Annotated in this window: 20 protein-coding genes; 16 read left to right on the top strand and 4 right to left on the bottom strand. The window is 31.1% G+C overall.

Annotated features, from left to right (window positions below):
* Positions 1–18: 18 nt before the first annotated feature.
* The 3 genes from R2808_RS03035 to R2808_RS03025 form a co-directional block, all read right to left on the bottom strand.
* Positions 19–1032: a sugar phosphate nucleotidyltransferase gene (locus R2808_RS03035; protein ID WP_371269478.1), complete on the bottom strand. Its 1014-nt coding sequence runs from the start codon at positions 1030–1032 to the stop codon at positions 19–21.
* A 92-nt stretch (positions 1033–1124) separates the two neighbouring features.
* Positions 1125–1559, bottom strand: a complete 435-nt coding sequence (dut, locus tag R2808_RS03030) for a dUTP diphosphatase (RefSeq protein WP_371269477.1) — start codon at positions 1557–1559, stop codon at positions 1125–1127.
* Positions 1559–3016, bottom strand: coding sequence for a lipopolysaccharide biosynthesis protein (locus R2808_RS03025; protein WP_371269476.1), 1458 nt, complete (start codon positions 3014–3016; stop codon positions 1559–1561). Before R2808_RS03025 ends, dut begins: the two co-directional genes overlap by 1 nt.
* A gap of 127 nt (positions 3017–3143) precedes the next feature.
* Here R2808_RS03025 and R2808_RS03020 point away from each other — a divergent pair, with 127 nt between their 5' ends.
* On the top strand, positions 3144–5222 hold the full coding sequence (locus R2808_RS03020) for a prolyl oligopeptidase family serine peptidase (RefSeq protein ID WP_371269475.1): 2079 nt from the start codon (positions 3144–3146) through the stop codon (positions 5220–5222).
* An 84-nt stretch (positions 5223–5306) separates the two neighbouring features.
* On the opposite strand, the gene R2808_RS03015 is transcribed toward R2808_RS03020, so the two are convergent.
* On the bottom strand, positions 5307–6173 hold the full coding sequence (locus tag R2808_RS03015) for a helix-turn-helix transcriptional regulator (RefSeq protein ID WP_371269474.1): 867 nt from the start codon (positions 6171–6173) through the stop codon (positions 5307–5309).
* A gap of 223 nt (positions 6174–6396) precedes the next feature.
* Between R2808_RS03015 and hemA the strand changes: the two genes are divergently transcribed.
* The 15 genes from hemA to R2808_RS02940 all read left to right on the top strand — a co-directional run bounded on the left by hemA (position 6397) and on the right by R2808_RS02940 (position 22077).
* Positions 6397–7644, top strand: coding sequence for a glutamyl-tRNA reductase (gene hemA, locus R2808_RS03010; RefSeq protein ID WP_371269473.1), 1248 nt, complete (start codon positions 6397–6399; stop codon positions 7642–7644).
* A gap of 1 nt (position 7645) precedes the next feature.
* On the top strand, positions 7646–8566 hold the full coding sequence (hemC, locus tag R2808_RS03005) for a hydroxymethylbilane synthase (RefSeq protein ID WP_371269568.1): 921 nt from the start codon (positions 7646–7648) through the stop codon (positions 8564–8566).
* A gap of 12 nt (positions 8567–8578) precedes the next feature.
* The gene (locus R2808_RS03000) at positions 8579–10324 is read left to right on the top strand and encodes a TrkH family potassium uptake protein (RefSeq protein ID WP_371269472.1); all 1746 of its coding nucleotides are present in this window, start codon (positions 8579–8581) and stop codon (positions 10322–10324) included.
* A 13-nt stretch (positions 10325–10337) separates the two neighbouring features.
* Complete coding sequence (locus tag R2808_RS02995) at positions 10338–11045, top strand: TrkA family potassium uptake protein (RefSeq protein ID WP_371269471.1); 708 nt, start codon at positions 10338–10340, stop codon at positions 11043–11045.
* On the top strand, positions 11045–11695 hold the full coding sequence (locus tag R2808_RS02990; protein WP_371269470.1) for a uroporphyrinogen-III synthase: 651 nt from the start codon (positions 11045–11047) through the stop codon (positions 11693–11695). Before R2808_RS02995 ends, R2808_RS02990 begins: the two co-directional genes overlap by 1 nt.
* Positions 11696–11697: 2 nt before the next feature.
* Positions 11698–12723 carry a uroporphyrinogen decarboxylase gene (gene hemE / locus R2808_RS02985; RefSeq protein ID WP_371269468.1) on the top strand — a complete coding sequence of 342 codons (1026 nt, stop codon included), beginning with the start codon at positions 11698–11700 and terminating at the stop codon, positions 12721–12723.
* Between the two features lie 35 nt (positions 12724–12758).
* Positions 12759–13118: a four helix bundle protein gene (locus R2808_RS02980; RefSeq protein WP_371269467.1), complete on the top strand. Its 360-nt coding sequence runs from the start codon at positions 12759–12761 to the stop codon at positions 13116–13118.
* A 30-nt stretch (positions 13119–13148) separates the two neighbouring features.
* Positions 13149–14057 (top strand): oxygen-dependent coproporphyrinogen oxidase, encoded by a 909-nt coding sequence (hemF, locus tag R2808_RS02975; RefSeq protein ID WP_371269466.1) that lies wholly within the window; start codon positions 13149–13151, stop codon positions 14055–14057.
* Between the two features lie 23 nt (positions 14058–14080).
* A complete protein-coding gene (locus tag R2808_RS02970) occupies positions 14081–14650 on the top strand; it encodes a hypothetical protein (RefSeq protein WP_371269464.1) in 570 nt (189 codons plus the stop codon).
* Positions 14651–14688: 38 nt separating this feature from the next.
* Positions 14689–15678 carry a porphobilinogen synthase gene (gene hemB, locus R2808_RS02965; protein ID WP_371269463.1) on the top strand — a complete coding sequence of 330 codons (990 nt, stop codon included), beginning with the start codon at positions 14689–14691 and terminating at the stop codon, positions 15676–15678.
* A gap of 27 nt (positions 15679–15705) precedes the next feature.
* Positions 15706–17553 (top strand): histidine kinase, encoded by a 1848-nt coding sequence (locus R2808_RS02960; protein ID WP_371269462.1) that lies wholly within the window; start codon positions 15706–15708, stop codon positions 17551–17553.
* Complete coding sequence (locus R2808_RS02955; RefSeq protein ID WP_371269461.1) at positions 17550–18242, top strand: LytR/AlgR family response regulator transcription factor; 693 nt, start codon at positions 17550–17552, stop codon at positions 18240–18242. The genes R2808_RS02960 and R2808_RS02955 overlap by 4 nt, the downstream gene beginning before the upstream one ends.
* Positions 18243–18352: 110 nt before the next feature.
* Positions 18353–19549 carry an ankyrin repeat domain-containing protein gene (locus R2808_RS02950; protein WP_371269460.1) on the top strand — a complete coding sequence of 399 codons (1197 nt, stop codon included), beginning with the start codon at positions 18353–18355 and terminating at the stop codon, positions 19547–19549.
* A 7-nt stretch (positions 19550–19556) separates the two neighbouring features.
* On the top strand, positions 19557–20903 hold the full coding sequence (locus R2808_RS02945) for an ankyrin repeat domain-containing protein (protein ID WP_371269458.1): 1347 nt from the start codon (positions 19557–19559) through the stop codon (positions 20901–20903).
* A 106-nt stretch (positions 20904–21009) separates the two neighbouring features.
* Positions 21010–22077, top strand: a complete 1068-nt coding sequence (locus R2808_RS02940) for a CNNM domain-containing protein (protein WP_371269455.1) — start codon at positions 21010–21012, stop codon at positions 22075–22077.
* The last annotated feature ends 75 nt before the right edge of the window (positions 22078–22152 follow it).

The raw sequence follows: 22152 nt of genomic DNA, 5'->3' as shown, positions 1-22152 counted from the left end.
TCAAAACAACAAAAATAATTATTCTAAAACGGAATAATCGCCAATGCTAATATTTTTAAATTCACCGTCAAAAGTAGCATGGTTTCCTATCATGGCATTATCTAAATTGGCATTGCGTATATGTGCATGCGTTTGTACCAGACTATTTTTGATGGTTACATTCGTTAAATGCGTTCCTTTTCCTAGTGATACATTTGGACCAACAGTGGCATTTATCAAAATAACATCATCGGCAATATAACATGGTTCAATAATAGTACTATTTTCTAAACGAATATTTTTAGAAATTAGTGTTTCTATACCATCATTATGTAAAAAACCAAGCATTCTGCCATTTGTTTCAACGGTTACATCTTTATTTCCGCAATCCATCCACTCATCAACTTTTCCAGGAACAAATTTCATGCCTTTTTGCATCATTTGTTTAATCCCATCGTTTATTTGATATTCTCCACCGTGTATGATATTATTGTCTAATACGGCTTGAAGTTCATTTTTTAGAATGCCAACATTTTTGAAATAATAGATGCCAATTACTGCCAAATCAGACACAAATTCTTTTGGTTTTTCTACTAGTTCTACAATTTCGTTATTTTCATTTAAGTTAATTACTCCAAAGGCTTCAGGTTGATCGACTTGTTTTACCCAAATAACGCTATCGGCTGTGGTGTCTAAATCGAAATCGGCACGAATTAAAGTATCTGCATAGGCAATTACCGCAGGACCACTTAATGAATCTTTTGCACACATTATGGCATGGCCTGTGCCTAAGGCTTCATTTTGATAATAAATAGTTCCTTTTGCACCTAATTTTTCGGCAATAGCAATTAATTCTTTTTCTACTTGTGTGCCAAAACTTTCATGAATGATAAATGCTACTTCGTCTATAGGTTGGTTTAAAACTCCAGCGATATCCTCAACCAATCTGTGCACTATAGGCTTTCCAGCAATTGGGATTAATGGTTTTGGAACTGTTAATGTATGCGGGCGAAGACGTGAGCCACGACCTGCCATAGGTACTATTATTTTCATAATTTATTTTTTAAGATTGAAAATTAAAAGATTAAAAAATCTATAATTTAATAATTATTTTTTTACTGATTACTGCGACTGTAAACTACTCACTAACGAGTTCCCGTACTACCAAAACCGCCTTCACCACGCGAAGTTTCTGTTAATTCTTCAACTTCAATCCATTGTGCGCGTTCGTGTTTAGCAATGATTAATTGAGCTATGCGTTCGCCGTTTTCTATTACAAAATCTTCTTGAGATAAATTAACCAAAATCACGCCAATTTCACCGCGATAGTCGGCATCTATAGTTCCTGGTGAATTTAATACCGTAATTCCTTTTTTTGCTGCTAAACCGCTTCGTGGACGCACTTGGGCTTCGTAACCAATGGGTAATTCAATAAACAAACCTGTTTTTACTATTGTTCTAGCTAGTGGCTTCAACACAATTGATTCGGTTAAATTGGCACGCAAATCCATACCTGCTGAAGCTAATGTTTCGTAATTTGGTAAGGAATGCTGGGATTTATTGATAATTTTAATTTGCATTATTTTCGTTTCAATATTTTCAGAATTAAGTCTTTTTCATTTCGAAATACAAAGTAAGCAAAAATCAATAAACTAAGTACACCAAACACATAGGTTTTTCTTAAAATTGGAACATAAAATGAAAATGCGCCTAAAATTATGGTTAAGCTTAAATATAAACCTATTTTGTTAAAATCGTACGGAATTGGATAGGCTTTTTGTCCCATTTTATAAGAAATTAACATCATAGTACCATAGGCAAAAATGGTGGCTATAGCAGAACCCATAAACCCTAAAACAGGAATTAACATAAAATTGATAAGTAAGGTAACTGCTGCGCCGACTAAAGAAATGTAGGCGCCGACTTTGGTTTTATCGATTAACTTGTACCAAACCGATAAATTGGTATAAATACCCAAAAAGAAATTAGCTAATACAATAAGCGGAACTACATCCATAGCTTCCCAATAGGTTGCTTTTGGTACTAAAAATATTTTTATTACGTCGGCAAAAACAATGATGCCTAATGCCATAAATGAGCCAAAAATTACAAAATACTTGGTTATTTGCGCATACGTTTGTGGTGCGTTTTTATGCTGTGCGTGACTAAAAAAGAAAGGTTCTATACCCAGTGTGTAAGCCGTACGAAAAAGCACCATAAACAATCCTATTTTATAACAAGCCGAATATGCGCCAATTTGATCTAAACTTACGCCCATAAACTCTAATAAAATTTTATCGAAATGTTCGTTTATGGCAAAGGCAATTCCTGCAATTAATACAGGAAAACCGTAACGAAGCATTTTTTTCCAAAGCAATGTATCAAACTGCCATTTCATTTTAAAATAGCTAGGAAGCATTATGATGAAAGTAAAAACACTCGCTATTAAATTGGAAATAAAAATATATCCTATTTGAAAATTAGGTTCGTAAATGGTTTTGAAAAATGAACTAGTACTTTCTTGTGCTAGTTTTGGTAAAAACACTAAAAAGAAAACGTTTAATCCTAAATTTAGTGCTACATTTAGTATCTTAATTACAGCATATTTTACAGGCTTGTTTTCCGCACGAAGTTTAGCAAATGGAATAACTACAAGTGTATCGGCTACTAAAATCCAAATAGTATAAACTAAGTAGTTTATACTTATTTTAGTTAACGAAGCTAATTCGCTTTTAAAGAATAAGGCCACAAGTAAAAAAGCTAACGTTGAACCCAACAACGATAATGTTGCGGTTGAAACAACACTTTTTTTATTTTCGGAAGTAGTATAAAACCGAAAAAAAGCGGTTTCCATTCCGTAGGTAAGCACGACATTAAAAAATATAAGGTACGAAAAAATGATGGAAACCTTTCCATATTCATCTGTTGGTAAATATTCGGTATAAAGCGGAACCAATATAAAACTCAACAATCGTGGAAAAACCGTTGCCAAGCCATAAATAGCGGTTTGTTGAAAAAGTTTTTTGTACAGGCTCAAAATTATTTCTTTATTGGTACAAAAGTAATTAATTTCTATTGATACTTTATTATTACATAAAATATTCTATTTTGCTGCTAAATGTTATATTTGTAGTGTTTGTTTTTGACTTTATTTATTAGCGATTATGAAATTACTCTCTCTGTTTTTAGTATTTTTTATTACACTTTCTACAACTGCACAAAATGCGAAAAAAATTCCAGTTGAATTAAAAAAGTTTGATTTTACTTATACAGACGAGTACCAATGGATGGAAAATGTTGAAGATGCCGATTTAAAAAAATGGGTACGAATACAAGACTCTATTACTACTCAAGTTTTAGAACAAAATGTTAACGAAAATAATTTTTTATTTAAAATAAAAGACTACGATTATCTTTCTACTAATGGGCTTCCTCGTAAAAAGGGACGTTATTTTTATAGCAATTATAGATTAGATAAAAATAAACCTAGCGTTTTACATTATCGTGAAAAACTTAATGACCCACCAAAAGAACTTGTAAATCCTTATAGTGTTTACCACGATGAAAATGCAATTATAATGAGTTACAAACCTTCAAAAAATTCAACCTATTTGGCTTATCAAGTAAGTTTAGATGGAAGTGATAAAAAAGAAATTCGATTTGTTGATATTCCAAATCAAAAATATCTTGATGACGTTATTAAAGACGTTAAATTTTCTGGAATTGCGTGGAATGGTAATGACGGTATTTTTTACAAAAAAAATAGTAATACTTCTTTTTTTGCTGCCGACTCTACTTTTCAAATTTTTTATCATAAAATAGGTGATTTACAAGAAAAAGACAAATTAGTTTTTGATGCTTCTTTAAATAACGGTAAACTTTCTTTTTCGAGCTATAAAGACAAATTATTTATTATAGAAGAAAATAAAAACGAAACTGCAACTAACTATTATTATATTAATCTTCTTACTGATAACGATTTTACGGTTTATCCTTTTATAAAAAACAATTCTAACACTTTTTCATTTATCTCTTATTATAATGGGTTTGTATATTGCAAACCAAAGAATTACCCTTGGGGAAGTGTAAGTAAGTTTAGTCTTGAAAATCCAGATGAAAAAATAACTGTTATTCCTCAAATTTACAATCATTTGTTGTTGAACACTTTTTTTATTGAGGACAATATTGTTTGCAAGTATAAATATAATGGACGATTTTACTTTAACATTTATACTAGCGATGGAAAATTTATTCGAAAATTTGAAGCTCCTTTAGGTATGGATATGTTTGTCAACTTTTGGGATGAAAAGAAAGAAAACCTTTTTACTACTTTTTATTCGCACACCATTCCCTTTTTAAATTATAAATTAAATATTAAAACAGGCGAAAACACTATTTATTATAACGATTATGCTCGTCCTAAACCAACTTTATTCCCATTCAATTATTTTGAAACTAAAATTACAACCTACAAAAGTCGCGATGGTAAAGACATTCCTATAACCATTATTCACAAAAAAGACTTAGAATTAACTGGAAATAACCCAACACTTTTAAAGGCTTATGGTGGTTTTGGTAGCATAAGCTCTCCTAATTATGATACGGGTTTACTACACTTTTTAAAAAAAGGTGGCATTTATGCTTATGCAGAAATTCGTGGTGGCGGAGACAAAGGTGAAAATTGGCATAAAAACGGAAGTGGTTTAAATAAAATGAATTCATTTAATGACTTTATTGATGCCGCAGAGTATTTAATTGCCGAAAATTATACTTCTCCTGATAAACTTGCTATTACAGGTGGTTCGCACGGCGGGCTTGTTGTAGGTGTTGCATTAACACAACGTCCCGATTTATTTAAAGTAGCAGTTCCAGTAGTCGGCGTTTTTGATATGTTTAAATACGATGAATATACTGTTGGAATTTATCATTTAGATGAATTTGGCAATCCTAACAATAAAGAAGAATTTGAATATATGATGAACTATTCACCACTTCACAACATTAAAGAAGATATAAACTATCCGACTACTTTAATTATCACTTCTGAAAATGATGACAGAGTGCCACCAATACATTCGTATAAATTTGCGGCTAAACTTCAGAATAGAGAAGCTCAAAAAAATCCGATTTATTTGCAAGTACAATCAAATTCAGGGCATTATGGAAAAATCTCAAATTATAACAGCAGAGTAAAACAACAAGCCACTTTTTATAGTTTTATTTGGGATAAACTTAATGAATAAAAAAGACAAACTTAATCCGTTTTTGTAAAACACTAATCTATTTTAATGCGTCGAATTTATTATAAAGCAACATTACACATTAATCTACTTACTCAATGTTAATAAGTATTTTTTAGGTGTTGTGCCAAATTTCTTTTTAAAAGCAGCTATAAAATGACTTCCCGTGCTGTAGCCTATTTTTAAGCTTACTTCGTTTACGTTATACGAACCACTATCGAGTAATTTTCGGGCATATTCTAGTTTGTAATCTAATAGAAAGCCAAAAACAGTATCGCCATATATTTCTTTAAAACCTTCTTTTAATTTTTTTAACGAAATGTTTACTTCTTCAGCTAATTGTTCTAGTGTAGGTGGTTCTGCCATTTTAGTAATAACAATTTCTTTGGCTTTTTTTATTTTTTGTACATTTTCTTCATCAACTAAAAAAGGACAGTTTTCAATATTAGGATCTTCATTTTTATTAAAAAACAAACTCATTAATTCGTATGCTTTTCCTTTTAAATATAACGATTTGATAGACGAGTTGGCTTGCGAACTAAAAATTTGATGCAATACTATTGCCATAGACGGCGTAATTTCTTCTTCGCCGTAATATTTTTTCTCTAAATTATCTTTACTTAAAAACGGAATAGCATCGGCTTCCGATGAAAACAAAGCATGAAATCGCTTTATGGAAATTAAAACCGCTACCACCCACGATTTTGGCGCCAACTCTAAATGTAATGGTAACTCTTTTTGCGGATTGTATAATAAAAGTGATTTTTCTTCTAATAATTCTAATTGATAACTACCGCTATTAAACAAAAATTTTCCCGTTCCTTTTACATTAAAATAAAACTGAATTATTCCTGTTTTTACCTGTTTTTCAAAGAGTTGACCGTTTTCGCTTTCGTTTTGTATGCGTAACAAGGTAAAATCGTTTTCTATAGCAAATTCTTCAATTGAACTCATAGCGTTATTTTTATTTTATAAAAAACTTTAAATTTTATTTTTTATTTAGAATTAATATAAACTAAACAATTGTAAAAGCTTTATTTTATACAAATGTATTAAAAATAAGCTGTTTACACGAATTACTTTTACTAAAAACTAATAACGATACAAAAAGTACTTTTAGCGTTGTTTTTATAATTACCATACTAATATCTTTGTACTACTTTTTACCAAAAGTTTTATGAGCAATTCTTTTTCAAACAAACACTTGTCTTTTTACGTAGTAGGGCTTAGTTATAAAAAAGCCGATGCCGAAACAAGAGGGCGATTTAGTTTAAGTGCAGAAGCTAAAAACAAGCTGCTACGCCAAGCTAAAGAAGAAGGAATTGAAAACATAATTGTTGTTTCTACTTGTAATAGAACCGAATTGTATGGTTTTGCTCAACATCCGTTTCAGTTGATAAAATTGCTTTGCGACAATAGCCAAGGTACTGTAGAAGATTTTCAAAAAGTAGCCTATGTATATAAAAACAGAGAAGCGGTTACCCATATTTTTAAAGTAGGCACAGGTTTAGATAGCCAAATTCTAGGCGATTTCGAAATTATTTCACAAATAAAACAAGGATTTACCGATAGTAAAAAAATAGGTTTAGCCAATGCGTATTTAGAACGGTTAACCAATGCTGTAATTCAGGCAAGCAAACGTGTAAAAAACGAAACGGAAATAAGTTCTGGGGCAACATCGGTATCGTTTGCTGCGGTTCAATATATAATGAATACTATTGAAAATATTGGAACTAAAAATATTTTGCTTTTCGGAATTGGAAAAATTGGTCGTAACACTTGCGAAAACCTAGTAAAACATACTAAAAACGACCACATTGTTTTAATAAACAGAACCCAAGAAAAAGCCGAAAAAATTGCAGGTAAATTCAATTTGGTTGTTAAAAACTATTCTAATTTACAAGAAGAAATTCAAAAAGCCGATGTTTTAATTGTAGCCACTGGTGCACAAAACCCTACAATTGATGCAAAAATTTTAAATTTAAAAAAAGAGCTTTTAATTTTAGATTTGTCAATTCCTAAAAATGTTGATGAAAACGTAAAAGAAAACCAAAACGTTACGTTACTTCATATGGATTATTTATCGCAAATTACCGATGAAACCATAGAAAAACGAAAACAACACATTCCGGCTGCCGAAAAAATTATTGCTGAAATTGTAGAAGAATTTTCAAGTTGGACAAAAGCCAGAAAATTTGCACCTACAATTCATTCTTTAAAAGAAAAATTAGCAACTATAAAAAAATCAGAATTAAACTACCAGCGCAAAAAAATAGAAAACTTTAACGAAGAACAAGCTGAAATTATTAGCAATCGTTTAATTCAAAAAATAACAACACATTTTGCCAATCACTTAAAACACGAAGACACTATGGTTGACGAAAGCATCGAGTGGATTGAAAAAGTGTTTCAGCTAAACGATTAAAATTTTGAAAACAATACGAATAGGCACACGCGATAGTGAATTGGCTTTATGGCAAGCAAAAACAGTAGAAAAACAACTTAACGACTTAGGTTATACTACCGAAATTATTGCCGTAAAATCGCAAGGCGATATTATTTTAGACAAACCACTTTACGAACTTGGAATTACAGGGATTTTTACCAAAACACTCGATATTGCTATGCTTAATGGCGATGTTGATATTGTGGTTCACTCGATGAAAGATGTGCCCACAGCATTACCAAAAGGTATTGTTCAAGCTGCGGTTTTACAACGAGCAAATGTTTTTGATATTTTAGTTTACAAAGATAATTTAGATTTTCTTCAACAGAAAGGGACAATTGCAAGTGGAAGCTTAAGACGAAAAGCACAGTGGTTACATAAATATCCGCAACATAAAGTAGTAGATTTGCGTGGTAATGTAAACACGCGTTTGCAAAAGCTGAAAGATAACAACTGGAACGGTGCTATTTTTGCCACTGCTGGCTTAGAACGAATCAATTTAAAACCCGATACTTTTATTACTTTAGATTGGATGATTCCTGCACCAGCTCAAGGCGCTATGATGGTTGTAGCAATGGAAAATGATAGTTTTTGTAGAGACGCTGTTTCAAAACTAAATCATCAAGAAACTGAAATTTGTACACATATAGAACGTCAGTTTTTACGCACTTTAGAAGGCGGTTGTACAGCGCCAATTGGTGCTTTGGCTACAATTAACAATACTGAAATTGAGTTTACAGGTGTCCTTTTTTCTCTTGATGGAAAACAACAATTTTCAATTGAAAAAAGTTGTACCTTTGAAAATTATAAAACTTTTGGAAAAAGCTGTGCCGAAAAGTTATTGAAAAATGGAGCCAGCAGCCTAATGAAAGAAATTAGAAACTCTCTAAAGGTAAAGTAATTTACGCTTATAATGAAACGTGATTCAACAACTTTAAATTATATTTATCGCTTTTTCGACGCAATTGTATTGTTTTTTATCGTTTTTGATTTTGGATATGATTTTCAAGAAAATTTTAACAACCCGCATGTTATTGTGTTATTAAGTCTTTCTGTAGGCTTATTAGGGTTTAACGCATTTAAATATTTTAAACACCGCAATCAAAAAGGTATTCGTGTGGCATTAGTCAACATGATTATTATTGCTACGCTACTCATAATTTCTGGTATTGTTGCAATCGTAAATAGCGATTTTAGTGCTACTTATATTCTTCAAAAAATAAAACCTATACTTGAAGGTGGCTTAATTTTTTATTTTTTATTGCGCCTTTTTGTTTTGGTTCGGTTAATTTATGATGTATATTTTAACCCAACCATTGTGTTTGTTGGTAGTTTTGTAATACTAGCACTTGCAGGCGCTTTTTTAATGATGCTACCTAGCGCCACTACAAATGGAATAAGCTTTACCAATGCTTTATTTACCGCTACTAGTGCTGTATGTGTAACAGGATTAGCAGTTTTAGATACCGCAACCGATTTTACCTATATTGGTCAATCCATTATTCTCGTTCTCATTCAGTTAGGCGGTATTGGAATTTTAACGTTTACCTCTTTCTTTGCCTTCTTTTTTAGAGGAAGTTCTAGTTTTAAAGAAGGTTTAAACACACGCGATTTTATTGCACACGAAGGATTAAAAGATGTTTTTAGAGCCGCTTTAAATGTGGTTATCTTCACTTTAAGTGTAGAAGCTGTTGGCGCATTTTTTATTTATTTTTCTATTGCGCATACGCCCGAAATAAAAAACAAATTGTTTTTCTCTGTTTTCCACTCTATCTCGGCTTTTTGTAATGCTGGTTTTTCTATTTTTCCTAATGGTTTGTTTAACGAAAGTATTCGGTTTCATTACGTTTTTCAATGGATTATTATGATTCTGATTTTCTTTGGCGGATTAGGTCATAATATCGTATTTAATTTTTATCAATATTTAAAAACATTTGTAACCGATTTTTTCAGAAAAAAGAAGGTTCGAAAATCAATCCGAATTATAACCTTAAATACAAAAATTGTATTGTACACCACTGCCGTTCTATTAATTGGCGGTTGGATATTTTTATTTTTTTCAGAATACCATCATACATTAGAAACACATCCTACTATTTGGGGCAAAGTAACCACAACAGCTTTTAATACTATAACACCTAGAACAGCTGGTTTTAACGTTATTGATTTTGCCGACATGGGCATTCCTTCTTTATTATTTATTATATTCTTAATGTGGGTAGGTGCTTCACCCGCTTCAACAGGTGGTGGTATTAAAACCAGTACATTTGCTTTGGCAACATTAAACATCTATACGGTTGCCAGAGGAAAATCGCGCATCCAACTTTTTGGCAGACGAATATCGTCAGAATCGACCATGCGCGCGTTTGCTATTTTATGTATTTCACTTATTGTTATAGGAACAGCCATTATGGCTATATTAATATTTGAACCTAAAGATACACCTTTATTAACCGTGGCTTTCGAATGTTTTTCGGCTTACAGTACCGTAGGTTTAAGTTTAAATTTTACACCTACTCTTTCCGAGCCAAGTAAATATGTGCTAATTGCTGTAATGTTTATCGGTAGAATAGGTATGCTCAACTTAATGGTTGGTTTATTGCGTCAGTTAAACCATCAATTTTATGAGTATCCAAAAGAAAATATATTAATTAACTAATTCGCAGAACACTATGAAAGTTATTGTTTTTGGTTTAGGAAATTTCGGAATGTCGCTTTCTCTTAGTTTGACAGAAACAGGAAATGAAGTAATAGGAATTGATAAAAACATCGAAAAAGTAAATCTAGTTAAAGATAAAATTTCGCATGCTATTTGTATGGATTCGACCAATGAATTGGCTTTTGAAGCCGTTCCGTTAAAAGATGCAGACAAAGTGGTAGTTGCCATTGGCGAAAACGAAGGCGCTGCCATAATAACCACTGCAATTATAAAAAAATTAAGCGATGTAAAAATTATAAGCCGTGCTTTATCGCCTATTCACGATACGGTACTTGAAGCTATGGGAATTTATAGCATTATTCATCCAGAACAAGATTCGGCAGACCGATTAACCAAACAAATCAATTTTAAATCTACTTTAGAAAACTATCAGTTAGACGATAATTTTACAATTTCTGAAGTATTGGCAAAGCCCGAATTTTTTGGAAAAAGCTTACAAGAACTTGATGCTATTGACACATATAGTTTAACATTAATTACTATTATTCGTAAACGAGAAAAACGAAACCTTATTGGTAAAAAAACCGTTAAAAAAGAAAGTATTGGTCGTCCAACTCCAGAAACCGTAATCGAAGAAGGCGATATTTTAGTGGTGTATGGCAATAATAAAGATATTGAGTTTTACTGCGAAGATCAAGAAGAACACGAAATTAGAAAATAATGAAAACCGTTCTTTCGACCAAAAAATTATCAGAAAAACAAAAAATTAAACTTGAAAACGCTGGTTTTTTAATTGTTGAAAAGAATTTTATTAGTACCAAAAATATCGTTTTTCAATTCGAAGAAACACATCAAAATTTAATTTTTACAAGTAAAAAAGCTGTTAAAAGTATTTTACATATAAAAGAGCAATTAGTAGCCAATAAAGTGTTTTGTGTTGGCGAAAGAACAAAAAAATATTTAGAAAAAAACGGATTCCACGTAGTTGAATATAAAAACTATGCCGAAGATTTAGCGCATAAAATAATAACTGATTTTCCTACTGAAAGTTTTACTTTTTTTTGTGGAAATTTAAGACGAAATACATTGCCCGAAATGCTTTTGGCTAACAAAATAACATTCAACGAAATTCAAGTATATACAACCCAACTAAAATCGCATAAAATTACAGATAAGATTGATGTAATATTATTTTTTAGTCCATCAGGAATTAGTAGTTATTTAGAAAAAAACACCATTACTAATCAAAAGTGCATTTGCGTAGGAAAAACTACCGCAAACGTCTTACAAAATAAAACACAAAACGTATTAATTTCAAGTAAACCAACTATAAAAAGTGTAGTGGAAACTTGTATAAAAACAATAAATTAAAAATGATTAAAAACGATTTATTTCTTCGCGCCTTAAATAATGAAACTGTAGATCGGCCACCTGTATGGATGATGCGCCAAGCGGGTAGATATTTACCAGAATTTAGAGCGCTGCGAGAAAAATACGATTTCTTTACCCGATGCAAAACACCAGAATTAGCTTCTGAAATTACGGTTCAACCTATTCGAATTGTAAAACCTGATGCAGCTATACTATTTTCTGATATTTTAGTTGTACCTCAAGCTATGGGTATTCATGTAGAACTAGAAGACGGCATTGGCCCATTAATTCCCAACCCAATTCGTTCTATGAAAGATGTGGAACAAACGCGCATTCCCGATATTAATGAAAGCCTAGGCTATGTAATGGACGCCATTGATATGACCAAAGAAAAGCTAAACAACGAAGTACCTTTAATTGGTTTTGCGGGTTCGCCTTGGACAATATTTTGCTATGCTGTAGAAGGAAAAGGATCAAAAAGTTTTGATAAAGCCAAAGGATTTTGTTTTTCTGAACCAGTAGCTGCTCATGCTTTGCTTCAAAAAATAACAGATACTACCATTTTATATTTAAAAGAAAAAGTAAAACACGGTGTTAATGCGGTTCAAATTTTTGATTCTTGGGGCGGTATGCTTTCTCCAACAGATTATCAAGAATTTTCGTGGCAATACATCAACCAAATTGTAGAGGCTTTGGCTAACGATACTAAAGTCATTGTTTTCGGAAAAGGTTGTTGGTTTGCTTTGAGTGATATGGCAAAATCAAAAGCATCGGCTTTGGGTGTAGATTGGACATGTTCTCCAAAAAATGCACGTTATTTAACGGGTGGAAAAATTACCTTACAAGGTAATTTTGATCCAAGCCGATTATTATCACCTATTCCAACCATAAAAAAAATGGTGCACGAAATGATTGACGAATTTGGAAAAGATAATTACATTGTAAACCTTGGCCACGGCATTTTACCAAATATTCCTGTAGATCATGCCAAAGCGTTTATTGATGCTGTGAAAGAGTATAAGAATTAAAGTTTACGGCTAACGGTTTACAGTTCTCAGTAGTTATGATTGATTATAAAAATTATAAAGTTTGGCAAAAATCACATCAATTAGTTATTGATGTCTATAAATTAACAGGGACTTTTCCGAAAAGTGAACAATTTAATTTAGTTTCTCAAATAAATCGAGCTGCTGTTTCAATTCCAACAAACATTGCTGAAGGATGTGGAAGAGAAACCCAAAAAGAACTAATTAGATTTCTTTATTTTTCATCTGGTTCAAGTCATGAGCTTGAATATTTAATTTTAATTTCTAAAGAGCTAAATTTTATTCAAGAAGAAAATTATAATAAAATTTTAAACGAAATTATCGAAATTAAAAAAATGCTCGCATCATTAATAAGAAAAATAAGTGAAACACTGTAAACTTAAAACCGTAAACAGTTAACTACTAAAATGAAAAATAAATTCTATCAATACATACAAAACCTCCAAAACCAAATTACTTCAAAACTCGAGGAAGTTGATGGTCTTGCCAAATTTCGTGAGGACTTATGGCAACGTCCAGAAGGCGGCGGTGGAAGAACACGTGTTATCGAAAACGGCAATGTTTTTGAAAAAGGTGGCGTAAACATTTCGGCAGTTCATGGAAAGCTACCCGATACCATGCAGCAACTATTCGGTGTAGGCGAAGCCGATTTTTTTGCGTGTGGCTTGAGCTTGGTTATTCATCCAAAAAACCCAATGGTGCCAACGGTGCATGCCAATTGGCGTTATTTTGAAATGTATGACGAAAAAAGCAACATCATTAATCAATGGTTTGGTGGCGGACAAGATTTAACGCCTTATTATTTGTTTGAAGACGATGCAATACATTTTCATCAAACTTGTAAAACGGCTTGCGATAAACATAATCCTAATTTTTATCCAGATTATAAAAAGAAATGCGACGAATATTTTTGGAATACTCATCGCAATGAAGCCCGTGGTATTGGCGGATTATTTTTCGATTATTTAAAAGCTTCTCAAACAATGTCAATGGAAGATTGGTACAACTTTGTAACCGAAGTTGGAAATTCTTTTCTCGAAGCATATATACCAATTGTAGAAAAAAGAAAAGATTTACCCTATACAAATGCCAACAGAACCTGGCAAGAAATTCGTCGTGGGCGTTATGTAGAATTTAATTTAGTACATGATAAAGGCACTTTATTTGGTTTAAAAACCAACGGAAGAATTGAAAGTATCTTAATGAGTTTGCCACCGCATGTGCAATGGGTTTACAATCATCAACCTGAAGTGGAAAGCGAAGAAGAAAAGTTACTAAATGTTCTTAAAAATCCGATTGATTGGATAAAATTATAGTTAAAACCCAATAAATTTGATACATGAAAAATTTAAAAAGCTATTTTATAAAATTTGTAAAAGACATTATTCCTGTTATAATTGGAATATTAATAGCTTTATTTATAAATAATTGGAATGAAGATAGAAAGGAAGAAAAGTACGTAAAACAAGTATTTTCAACCATTAAAAGTGAACTTAAAGACACGTCTGAAGAATTAAAATATAATATCCCATTACAACTGAAATTAGTTGACACGCTTGAATATTATTCTAACGATACCAATTTAAGTTTATTGGACATTACAATACTAAAAGCAAAAGGTATTTACTTACCTCAAATAAAAACAAATGCTTGGAAATCAATTTCAAACTCGAAAATTGATTTAATTGATTATAATCAAATAACTACTTTATCAAATATTAGTGATCAAAATGAAATTTTGAAAAGTAAATCAAATTTTCTTATGAATTATATCTATTCAAACTTTTATGAAAAAGATTCAACCAAAAAAGAAACCTTAAAAATAATTATTTTAGATATTATTCAAACCGAAAAAACAATTCAAAAATTAATTGAAGAAAGTGAATTCAACAATTCAACTAATCGCTAATTGCTAATCACTGATTACTAATTACTAATTACCAAAATATGTATCCATTAAGAAGAAATAGAAGATTAAGAGCCAACGAAAGTATTCGTTCATTAGTTCGTGAAACCATTTTAACCCCAAATGACTTTTTAGTTCCGTTATTTGTGGTTGAAGGAAAAGGAGTGAAAGAAGAAATCGCTTCTATGCCCAATTATTTCAGATATAGTCTTGATTTACTCGAAAAAGAAGTCAAAGAATTATGGGCAATGGGTTTAAAATCGGTGTTAGTTTTTGTAAAAGTACCCGATACTTTAAAAGACAATAAAGGAACAGAAGCATTAAATGCCAACGGTTTGATGCAACGCGCTGTAAAAACCATCAAAAATGCTGTACCAGAAATGCTAGTAATGACAGATGTGGCACTCGACCCCTATTCAATTTATGGACACGACGGAATAATTGGTAACGGACAAATTATAAACGATCAAACCTCAGCAGTTTTGGCTCAAATGGCATTATCGCATGCACAAGCTGGTGCCGATTTTGTAGCGCCAAGCGACATGATGGATGGACGTATTTTTCACATGCGTGAAATTTTAGAGGAAGAAGGTTTTTATAACACCGGAATTATGAGTTATAGTGCTAAATATGCTTCTGCACATTATGGCCCGTTTCGTGATGCTTTAGACAGTGCACCAGTAGATTTAATCGACATTCCAAAAGATAAAAAAACCTATCAAATGGATTATCATAATCGCATTGAAGCCGTTCGTGAAACGCTTATGGATATTGACGAAGGTGCCGATATTGTGATGGTAAAACCAGGAATTTCTTATTTAGATATTGTTCGCGAAATTAAAGATGCCGTTACGGTTCCTGTGGCAGTGTATCAGGTTTCAGGGGAATATGCTATGATAAAAGCTGCTGCTGAAAAAGGTTGGTTAGATCATGATGCTATAATGCTCGAGCAAACTACTGCAATAAAAAGAGCTGGCGCCGATATTATTGCTAGTTATTTTGCTAAAGATATTGTGAAATTACTTTATTAATATCGAAATTGAGTATATTGCCATGAAATGAAATTTTTAATTGATTGTTTTTTGCTTAAAAAAAGATTATTACTCGGGGTGCTTTTTTTAATTCACTTTATTGTTTATACTCAAGAAAAAAACAATGAAGCGTTATTTAATGAATCATCAATTTACTTAAAAAACAATCAATTTTCACAATATGCTTCCAAATTAAAACAGCTAGAATCTTATTTTTTAAAAAGAAAAGATAGTACCAATCATTTTAAAACGATTATTAAACAAATTGAACTATTTTCAATTCATAATCCAAACAAAGATTCGGTACAATTTTATCTTACAAAATTAAAAAAATGGGCTAATTTCTATCAAAAACCATATTTCAATTATAATTACGATTTCATAAATGCTTCAAAATTATCTGATAATGGAAAATATGTTGAGGCTTTAGCTATTTTTCAAAAACTCGAGCCTCTTTTAAAAAATAAACAATATCCATTTATTCCAAATTATTATGATGCCTATGCTAAACAATTGTATTTATTAGGCGATTATGAAAAAGCATTTGACAAATTAAAAATTTCTGCAAGAGGTTTTGAACTTCAAAAAAATTTAGTCAATTCAAGTGCTAGTTACAACAATTTAGGAATTCTGTATAAAAATCGTAAACAATGGGATTCTTCGTTGTTTTATCATCAAAAATCGTTACAAATAAATTTACAGCTCAAGGATAGTGTCAATATTTCTAAATCCTATAATAATATTGCAACTACTTACAAGCATATAAATAATTATAATAAAACAGAAGAAAACTTAAAAAAAGCCATACAGTTTGCTCCAAAAAACTATTCTGATGGCTTGGTTATCAACTATGCCGATTTACTTATTATCCAAAATAAATATAATGAAGCCGAACGCTTGCTAACCAACATGAAAAATAAAACCCTTACGGTTGAACATAAAAAGGGAGCTTTTGAACGATTAGCAATTATCAATAAAAATAAAGAAAATTATAAAACTGCTTTAGCCTATACCGATTCGGTTATTCTTGTTTCCAATGAAATTCTAAATGAAACAAAAATTAAAGAAATCGAAAAACTAAAAACAACCTACGAAACTAAAGAAAAAGAAGCAGAAATTCAGTTATTAAAACAAAAAGCACAATTACAAACCGAAAAAAACAACACAAAACTTATCTTAACAATTGCTATTATTGTCTTACTAATTGGATTAATTGGAATTGTATTTTTTAGAAGCCGTTATAAACAACGAAAATTAGAATTAGATAAAATTACACTCGAACAAAAAGTATTGCGATCACAAATGAATCCGCATTTTATTTTTAATGTGCTCACATCGATTCAAAATACGGTAATGACAAATAATCCTTTAAGTGCTGCCACTTACATTTCAAGGTTTGCAAAACTAATCCGTCAAAATTTCGAGTTTATACAAAAAGAATTTATTCCGCTTTCTGAAGATATTGATGCACTAAAAAATTATTTATTAACGCAACAATTACGATTTGAAAATAAATTTGAATTTGAATTTCATTTAGATCAAAATCTTTTACCTGATAAAATAAAAGTGCCACCAATGATGTTACAACCTTTTTTAGAAAACGCTATTGAACATGGTTTAAAAAACAGTTCAAAAAAAGGTAAAATAGATGTTTTCATCAAAAATAAATCAAGTAAACAAATACAATTTATTGTAACCGACAACGGAAAAGGGTATATGCCTAATAAAAAAGACACTCAAGATCATGCTTTAAAAATATTTAAAAAACGATTACAACTTCATAAATCAACCGATGTAAAAACGTTTACTATAAAAAATAGAAATGAAGGTGGTACAATAGTTTCATTTTGTTTAACCTACACTACTGATTTATGATAAAAGCAATTTTACTAGAAGATGAAATAAATGCACAACAAGTATTTGAAAAAATGCTTCATTTAATTGCACCCGATTTTATTTTGGTTGAAAAATTCACTTCCATAGCTGCAACGGCTAAGTTTTTGAAAAACCATACAATTGATGTTGCTTTTTTAGATATTGAAGTTGATGACGGCAATAGTTTTGAGCTACTTAATCAACTTGAAAAAATTAATTTTGAAATTGTGTTCACCACTGCTTTTAACGAATATGCAATCAAAGCAATCAAGGTAAATGCACAAGATTATCTCCTAAAACCAATAGATCCAGAAGAATTAAAATTTGCAATTGAAAAGGTTAAAAACACAATAAATATTCGTGAAGTAAACCATCTGTTTGCCGACAAAGTTATTCTGAAAACAGCTACAGAAATTATAATCCTTCCAATAGCCTCAATTATACGTTTAGAAGCCAATGGCGCATATACTAATTTTATTACAGAAAATAAAATCATTCTTGTTTCTAAAAACATAAAATACTACGAATCTATTTTACCCGAAAACGGCTTTATACGTTCACATCAATCTCATTTAATTGCTATATCAAAAATTAGCAGTATTCTACCAGATAGTATCCTTTTAATAAATGGTGATATAATACCTATTTCTCATCGAAAAAAAGCACTTATTAATAAAATCATTAAATAGTCTTCTACGCTTTTCAATTACTACTATACGCTTATCAATCCGCTTCATATGATAGTATAATTATTCATTACTTTTCGATTTAATTCTTTAATTAAAAATTAAATTTAGTAATGACACCTGCATCAACTTTTCAAGAAGCTATTCAAAACAAACGGTTTTTAGAAGCCGAAGACATGATAAATCGCGGCGATGATTTATTAAAAAGTCAGTTTCAATTTAAATTAGCAGATACTTTTTCTACAATTATTAAAAACAAAGCCTATCATGTAATAAATGCTTTGATTGAAAAAAATCATATTGAAATGGATATTTTTGAATACGATAATTTTAAAAACTCAATCTTTGAATCGCTTGTTTTAAATATAGATGATAGTCAAGAAAGCATTGATTTTTTAGAAAATTTTATTCCAGAAATTGATAATTTAAACGATAATTTACAAGACGACACTTGGTTGAGTTTAGCTTTTAGATATGGAGCGCCAGCCAAAGTTGTTGCTGCTATGATAAACTCTGGTTGCGATGTACAGTACAAAAACAACAAGGAAGAAAGCCTTATACAGGTACTAATTGCTACTTTTCATCATCGGTTAACAAATTCGCTTATTTTAGAATTATTAGAATTGGCTATTCAAAATGGAGTAGATGTAAATCACAAAAATAAGCTTCACGAAACAGCGTTGCATTATGCAATTTCTCAAAACAAACTTGATGTTGTAGAAAAATTGTTGGAAAACGGCGCCGATGCCAATATTCCTTCCAAACAGGGTAAAACGCCTTATTACCTGGCAATAATTGAGCAGTTTAATGACGAAACTACACAAAAAATGGCGGCTTTTTGTCCGCCAGACTTTGGGGTAGAAACGGGTTTAAAAACTACTTTGTTATACGATTTTGTTCAAGCTTGTTATTCATCTACAATTTCTGAAAGCGAAAAAAATATGTTTCAGTTTTTTGCTGATAATGGTGCTGATATTGCTACAGAAAACATCAATTCCTATGGCGAAACAGAAACTGTTATTGATTGTGTTGCGAGCAAAAACTTTGAATTTTTTGATGCTTTTTTTGATATTTTTCCTTTAGATGTAAATGCTACTGATAATCATGGCAATACAATACTGCATAAAGTTTGTGCTATCAATGTAAATTTTGATGAGGGAAAAGCGAAAGATATTTACAGAAAAGTAAAAAAATTAATAAATTTAGGAGCCGATAAATCGATTACCAATACACAAGATAAAACACCAGTAGATTTGGCTTCAGACGATAATTTAAAAGAAAAAACAGTTGCCTTATTATTAAAAAATTAAAAAATTCATGTCTTTATCATTTATAATTGCTTGCGAAAACGGAAATAGAAAAATTGCAGAATTACTACTTGAAAATGAAGTAGCCGATGCAAACTATACCGACGAAAGAGGAAGAACGGCTTTGCACTATGCGGCACACAGAGGTTATGTAGAAATTTTTAAAAAACTCATAGAAAAAGGTGAAAAAGTTGACTATGAAGAACACAGCGGCGAAACGCCTTTGTTTTTTGCTGCTTTACAAAACCAAACACAAACAATAAAGTTGTTATTGGCAAACAACGCTAATAAAAACATAAAAGATTTTCAAGGCAACAATTTACTTCATATTGCTGTTCGAAATGGTCAAAAAGCACTTTGTGAATTATATATTGATGAAGGAATAGCTATTGAAGAAACAAATAATGAGGCACAAACTCCATTAATGTTAGCAATTATGTATGGTAAATTACCATTAGTTGATTATTTTATTGAAAAAGGTGCTGATGCTCATGTTAAAACCAAAAACGGAAACAACTTACTGCATATTGCAGTTCATAATAATAGATTGCCAATTGTAAAAAAACTATTAGAAATTGGTTTGCCTGTAGATGAGCCAAATTCCTTGGGCTCGACTCCTTTGTTAGCCGCTTGTGCAACCAACAATATTATGCTCGTAAAAGAATTAGTAAACACAGGTGCAAATGTGTTTTGTACGAACTCAGAAGGCATTTCACCAGTTTACTATGCTTGTGGGTACAACCAAAAACAGATGGTTCAATTGTTTTTAGACAATGGTATCGATGTAAATTATCAATTGCCAAAAAGTGGCGCTGCAATGGGTTCTTATCTTGATTTAGTTGAAACGGCACAAGATATTTCATTAGACAATTTATTTAATTTAACCAATTGTTACACAGCTGGTGGCGAAAGTTTATTGCATTTAGCGGTTAAAAACGGACATAAATTTATGGTAGAATTGTTGTTAAAAAACAAGGCAAACGTTAATATTCAAGATGAAGGCGAAAACACACCACTGCATTATGCTGCTGCCAATGGTAAAATTGACATTGTAAAGTTACTTCTCGAAAATGGTGCCGATGCTAATTTAACCAATGTTCGCGAGCAAAAGCCAATAGACTATTCTAACATTAAAGGCTTTAATGAAATTACCGAGTTAATTCTTACAGCACAACCTTCGGCTACTTCAAAACAAGTTATAAATCAAATTGCTGTACAAAATACAGATGATAACAAAACAATAACTCGTGAAGAAGCTATAAAAAATCTAAAAGAAATTAAAGAATTATTGGATATGGAAGTGCTTACACAGGATGAGTTTAATCAGAAAAAAGAATACTATTTAAAATTTATGTAAGGTAATAAATGACTTTAGGGTTTCGTTTTGAAAACTACAACTAGTGTATTTGAAATTCAATAAAATTATAACTACTTTTAGCTTTTTAAAAAAACGAAAATAAAACATGACATTATTACTAATTTACGCATCAGTTTCTATCTTCTTTTCTTTTTTGTGCTCCATATTAGAAGCGGTTTTACTGAGTGTAACACCTACTTTTATTACGGTAAAAAAACAAGAAGGAAAAAGTTTTGCTTTTGAATTAGAAAAACTAAAAGAAGATATCGACAAACCATTAATTACTATACTTACTCTTAATACGGTTGCTCACACTGTCGGGGCAATTTTAGTAGGTGTTCAGGCCGAAAAAGCTTTTGGAAACGGCTCAAATGCAGTCGCTATTGTGTCGTCAGTAATGACTATTTTAATATTAGTTGTATCCGAAATTATTCCAAAAACAATTGGAGCAACCTATTGGAAACAACTAGCTCCTTTTACTACAAAAGCATTACAAATCTTAATTTTTCCATTACAAATAACAGGAATTATTTGGTTAATGCAGCTAATAACAAAGTTAATAGGCGGCGCATCAGCACATGTAACGGCTGTAAGTAAAGAAGATTTTAGCGCAATGGCTTCAATAGCCGAAAAAGAAGGCGTTTTTAAAGAATCTGAATCTAAAGTTTTACGAAACTTAATGTCGTTCGACAAAGTTTTTGCTAAAGATGTAATGACACCACGAACTGTAGTTAAAATGGCAAATAGTACAACTACCATTCAAGAGTTTTATGATGAAAATAAAAACCTTCGCTTTTCTAGAATTCCGCTTTTTTCAGAAACAACCGATAATATTGTGGGCTTAGCCTTAAGAACCGATATTTTAAACGCAATTATAAACAATAAAGGCGAAGAATCATTAGAGTCTATAAAGCGTTCTATTTTAATAACTAAACGAACACAACCTATTCCTGTTTTATTAGATGAACTAATTCAAAGTAAAAATCATATGGCAGCTGTTATAGATGAGTATGGCTCTTTTAGTGGTTTAGTAACACAAGAAGATGTTATTGAAACACTTTTAGGGTTAGAAATTATGGACGAAAGCGATAATGTAGCCGATTTGCAACAATTAGCCCGAAAAACATGGGAAAAACGAGCTAAAAACTTAGGTTTTTATAAAGAAGACGAGTAGCTTTTTTTAGAATTTTTTCATTTTTTTAAAATTCTATTCTGTTTTTCTTTATTTTTGTTTCTATTATAAGCCTTT

Source organism: Flavobacterium sp., from assembly GCF_041392005.1.
Taxonomy (GTDB): Bacteria; Bacteroidota; Bacteroidia; order Flavobacteriales; family Flavobacteriaceae; genus Flavobacterium.
The sequence above is the reverse complement of the archived record's forward strand: the minus strand, read 5'-3'. Positions and strand labels throughout refer to the sequence as shown.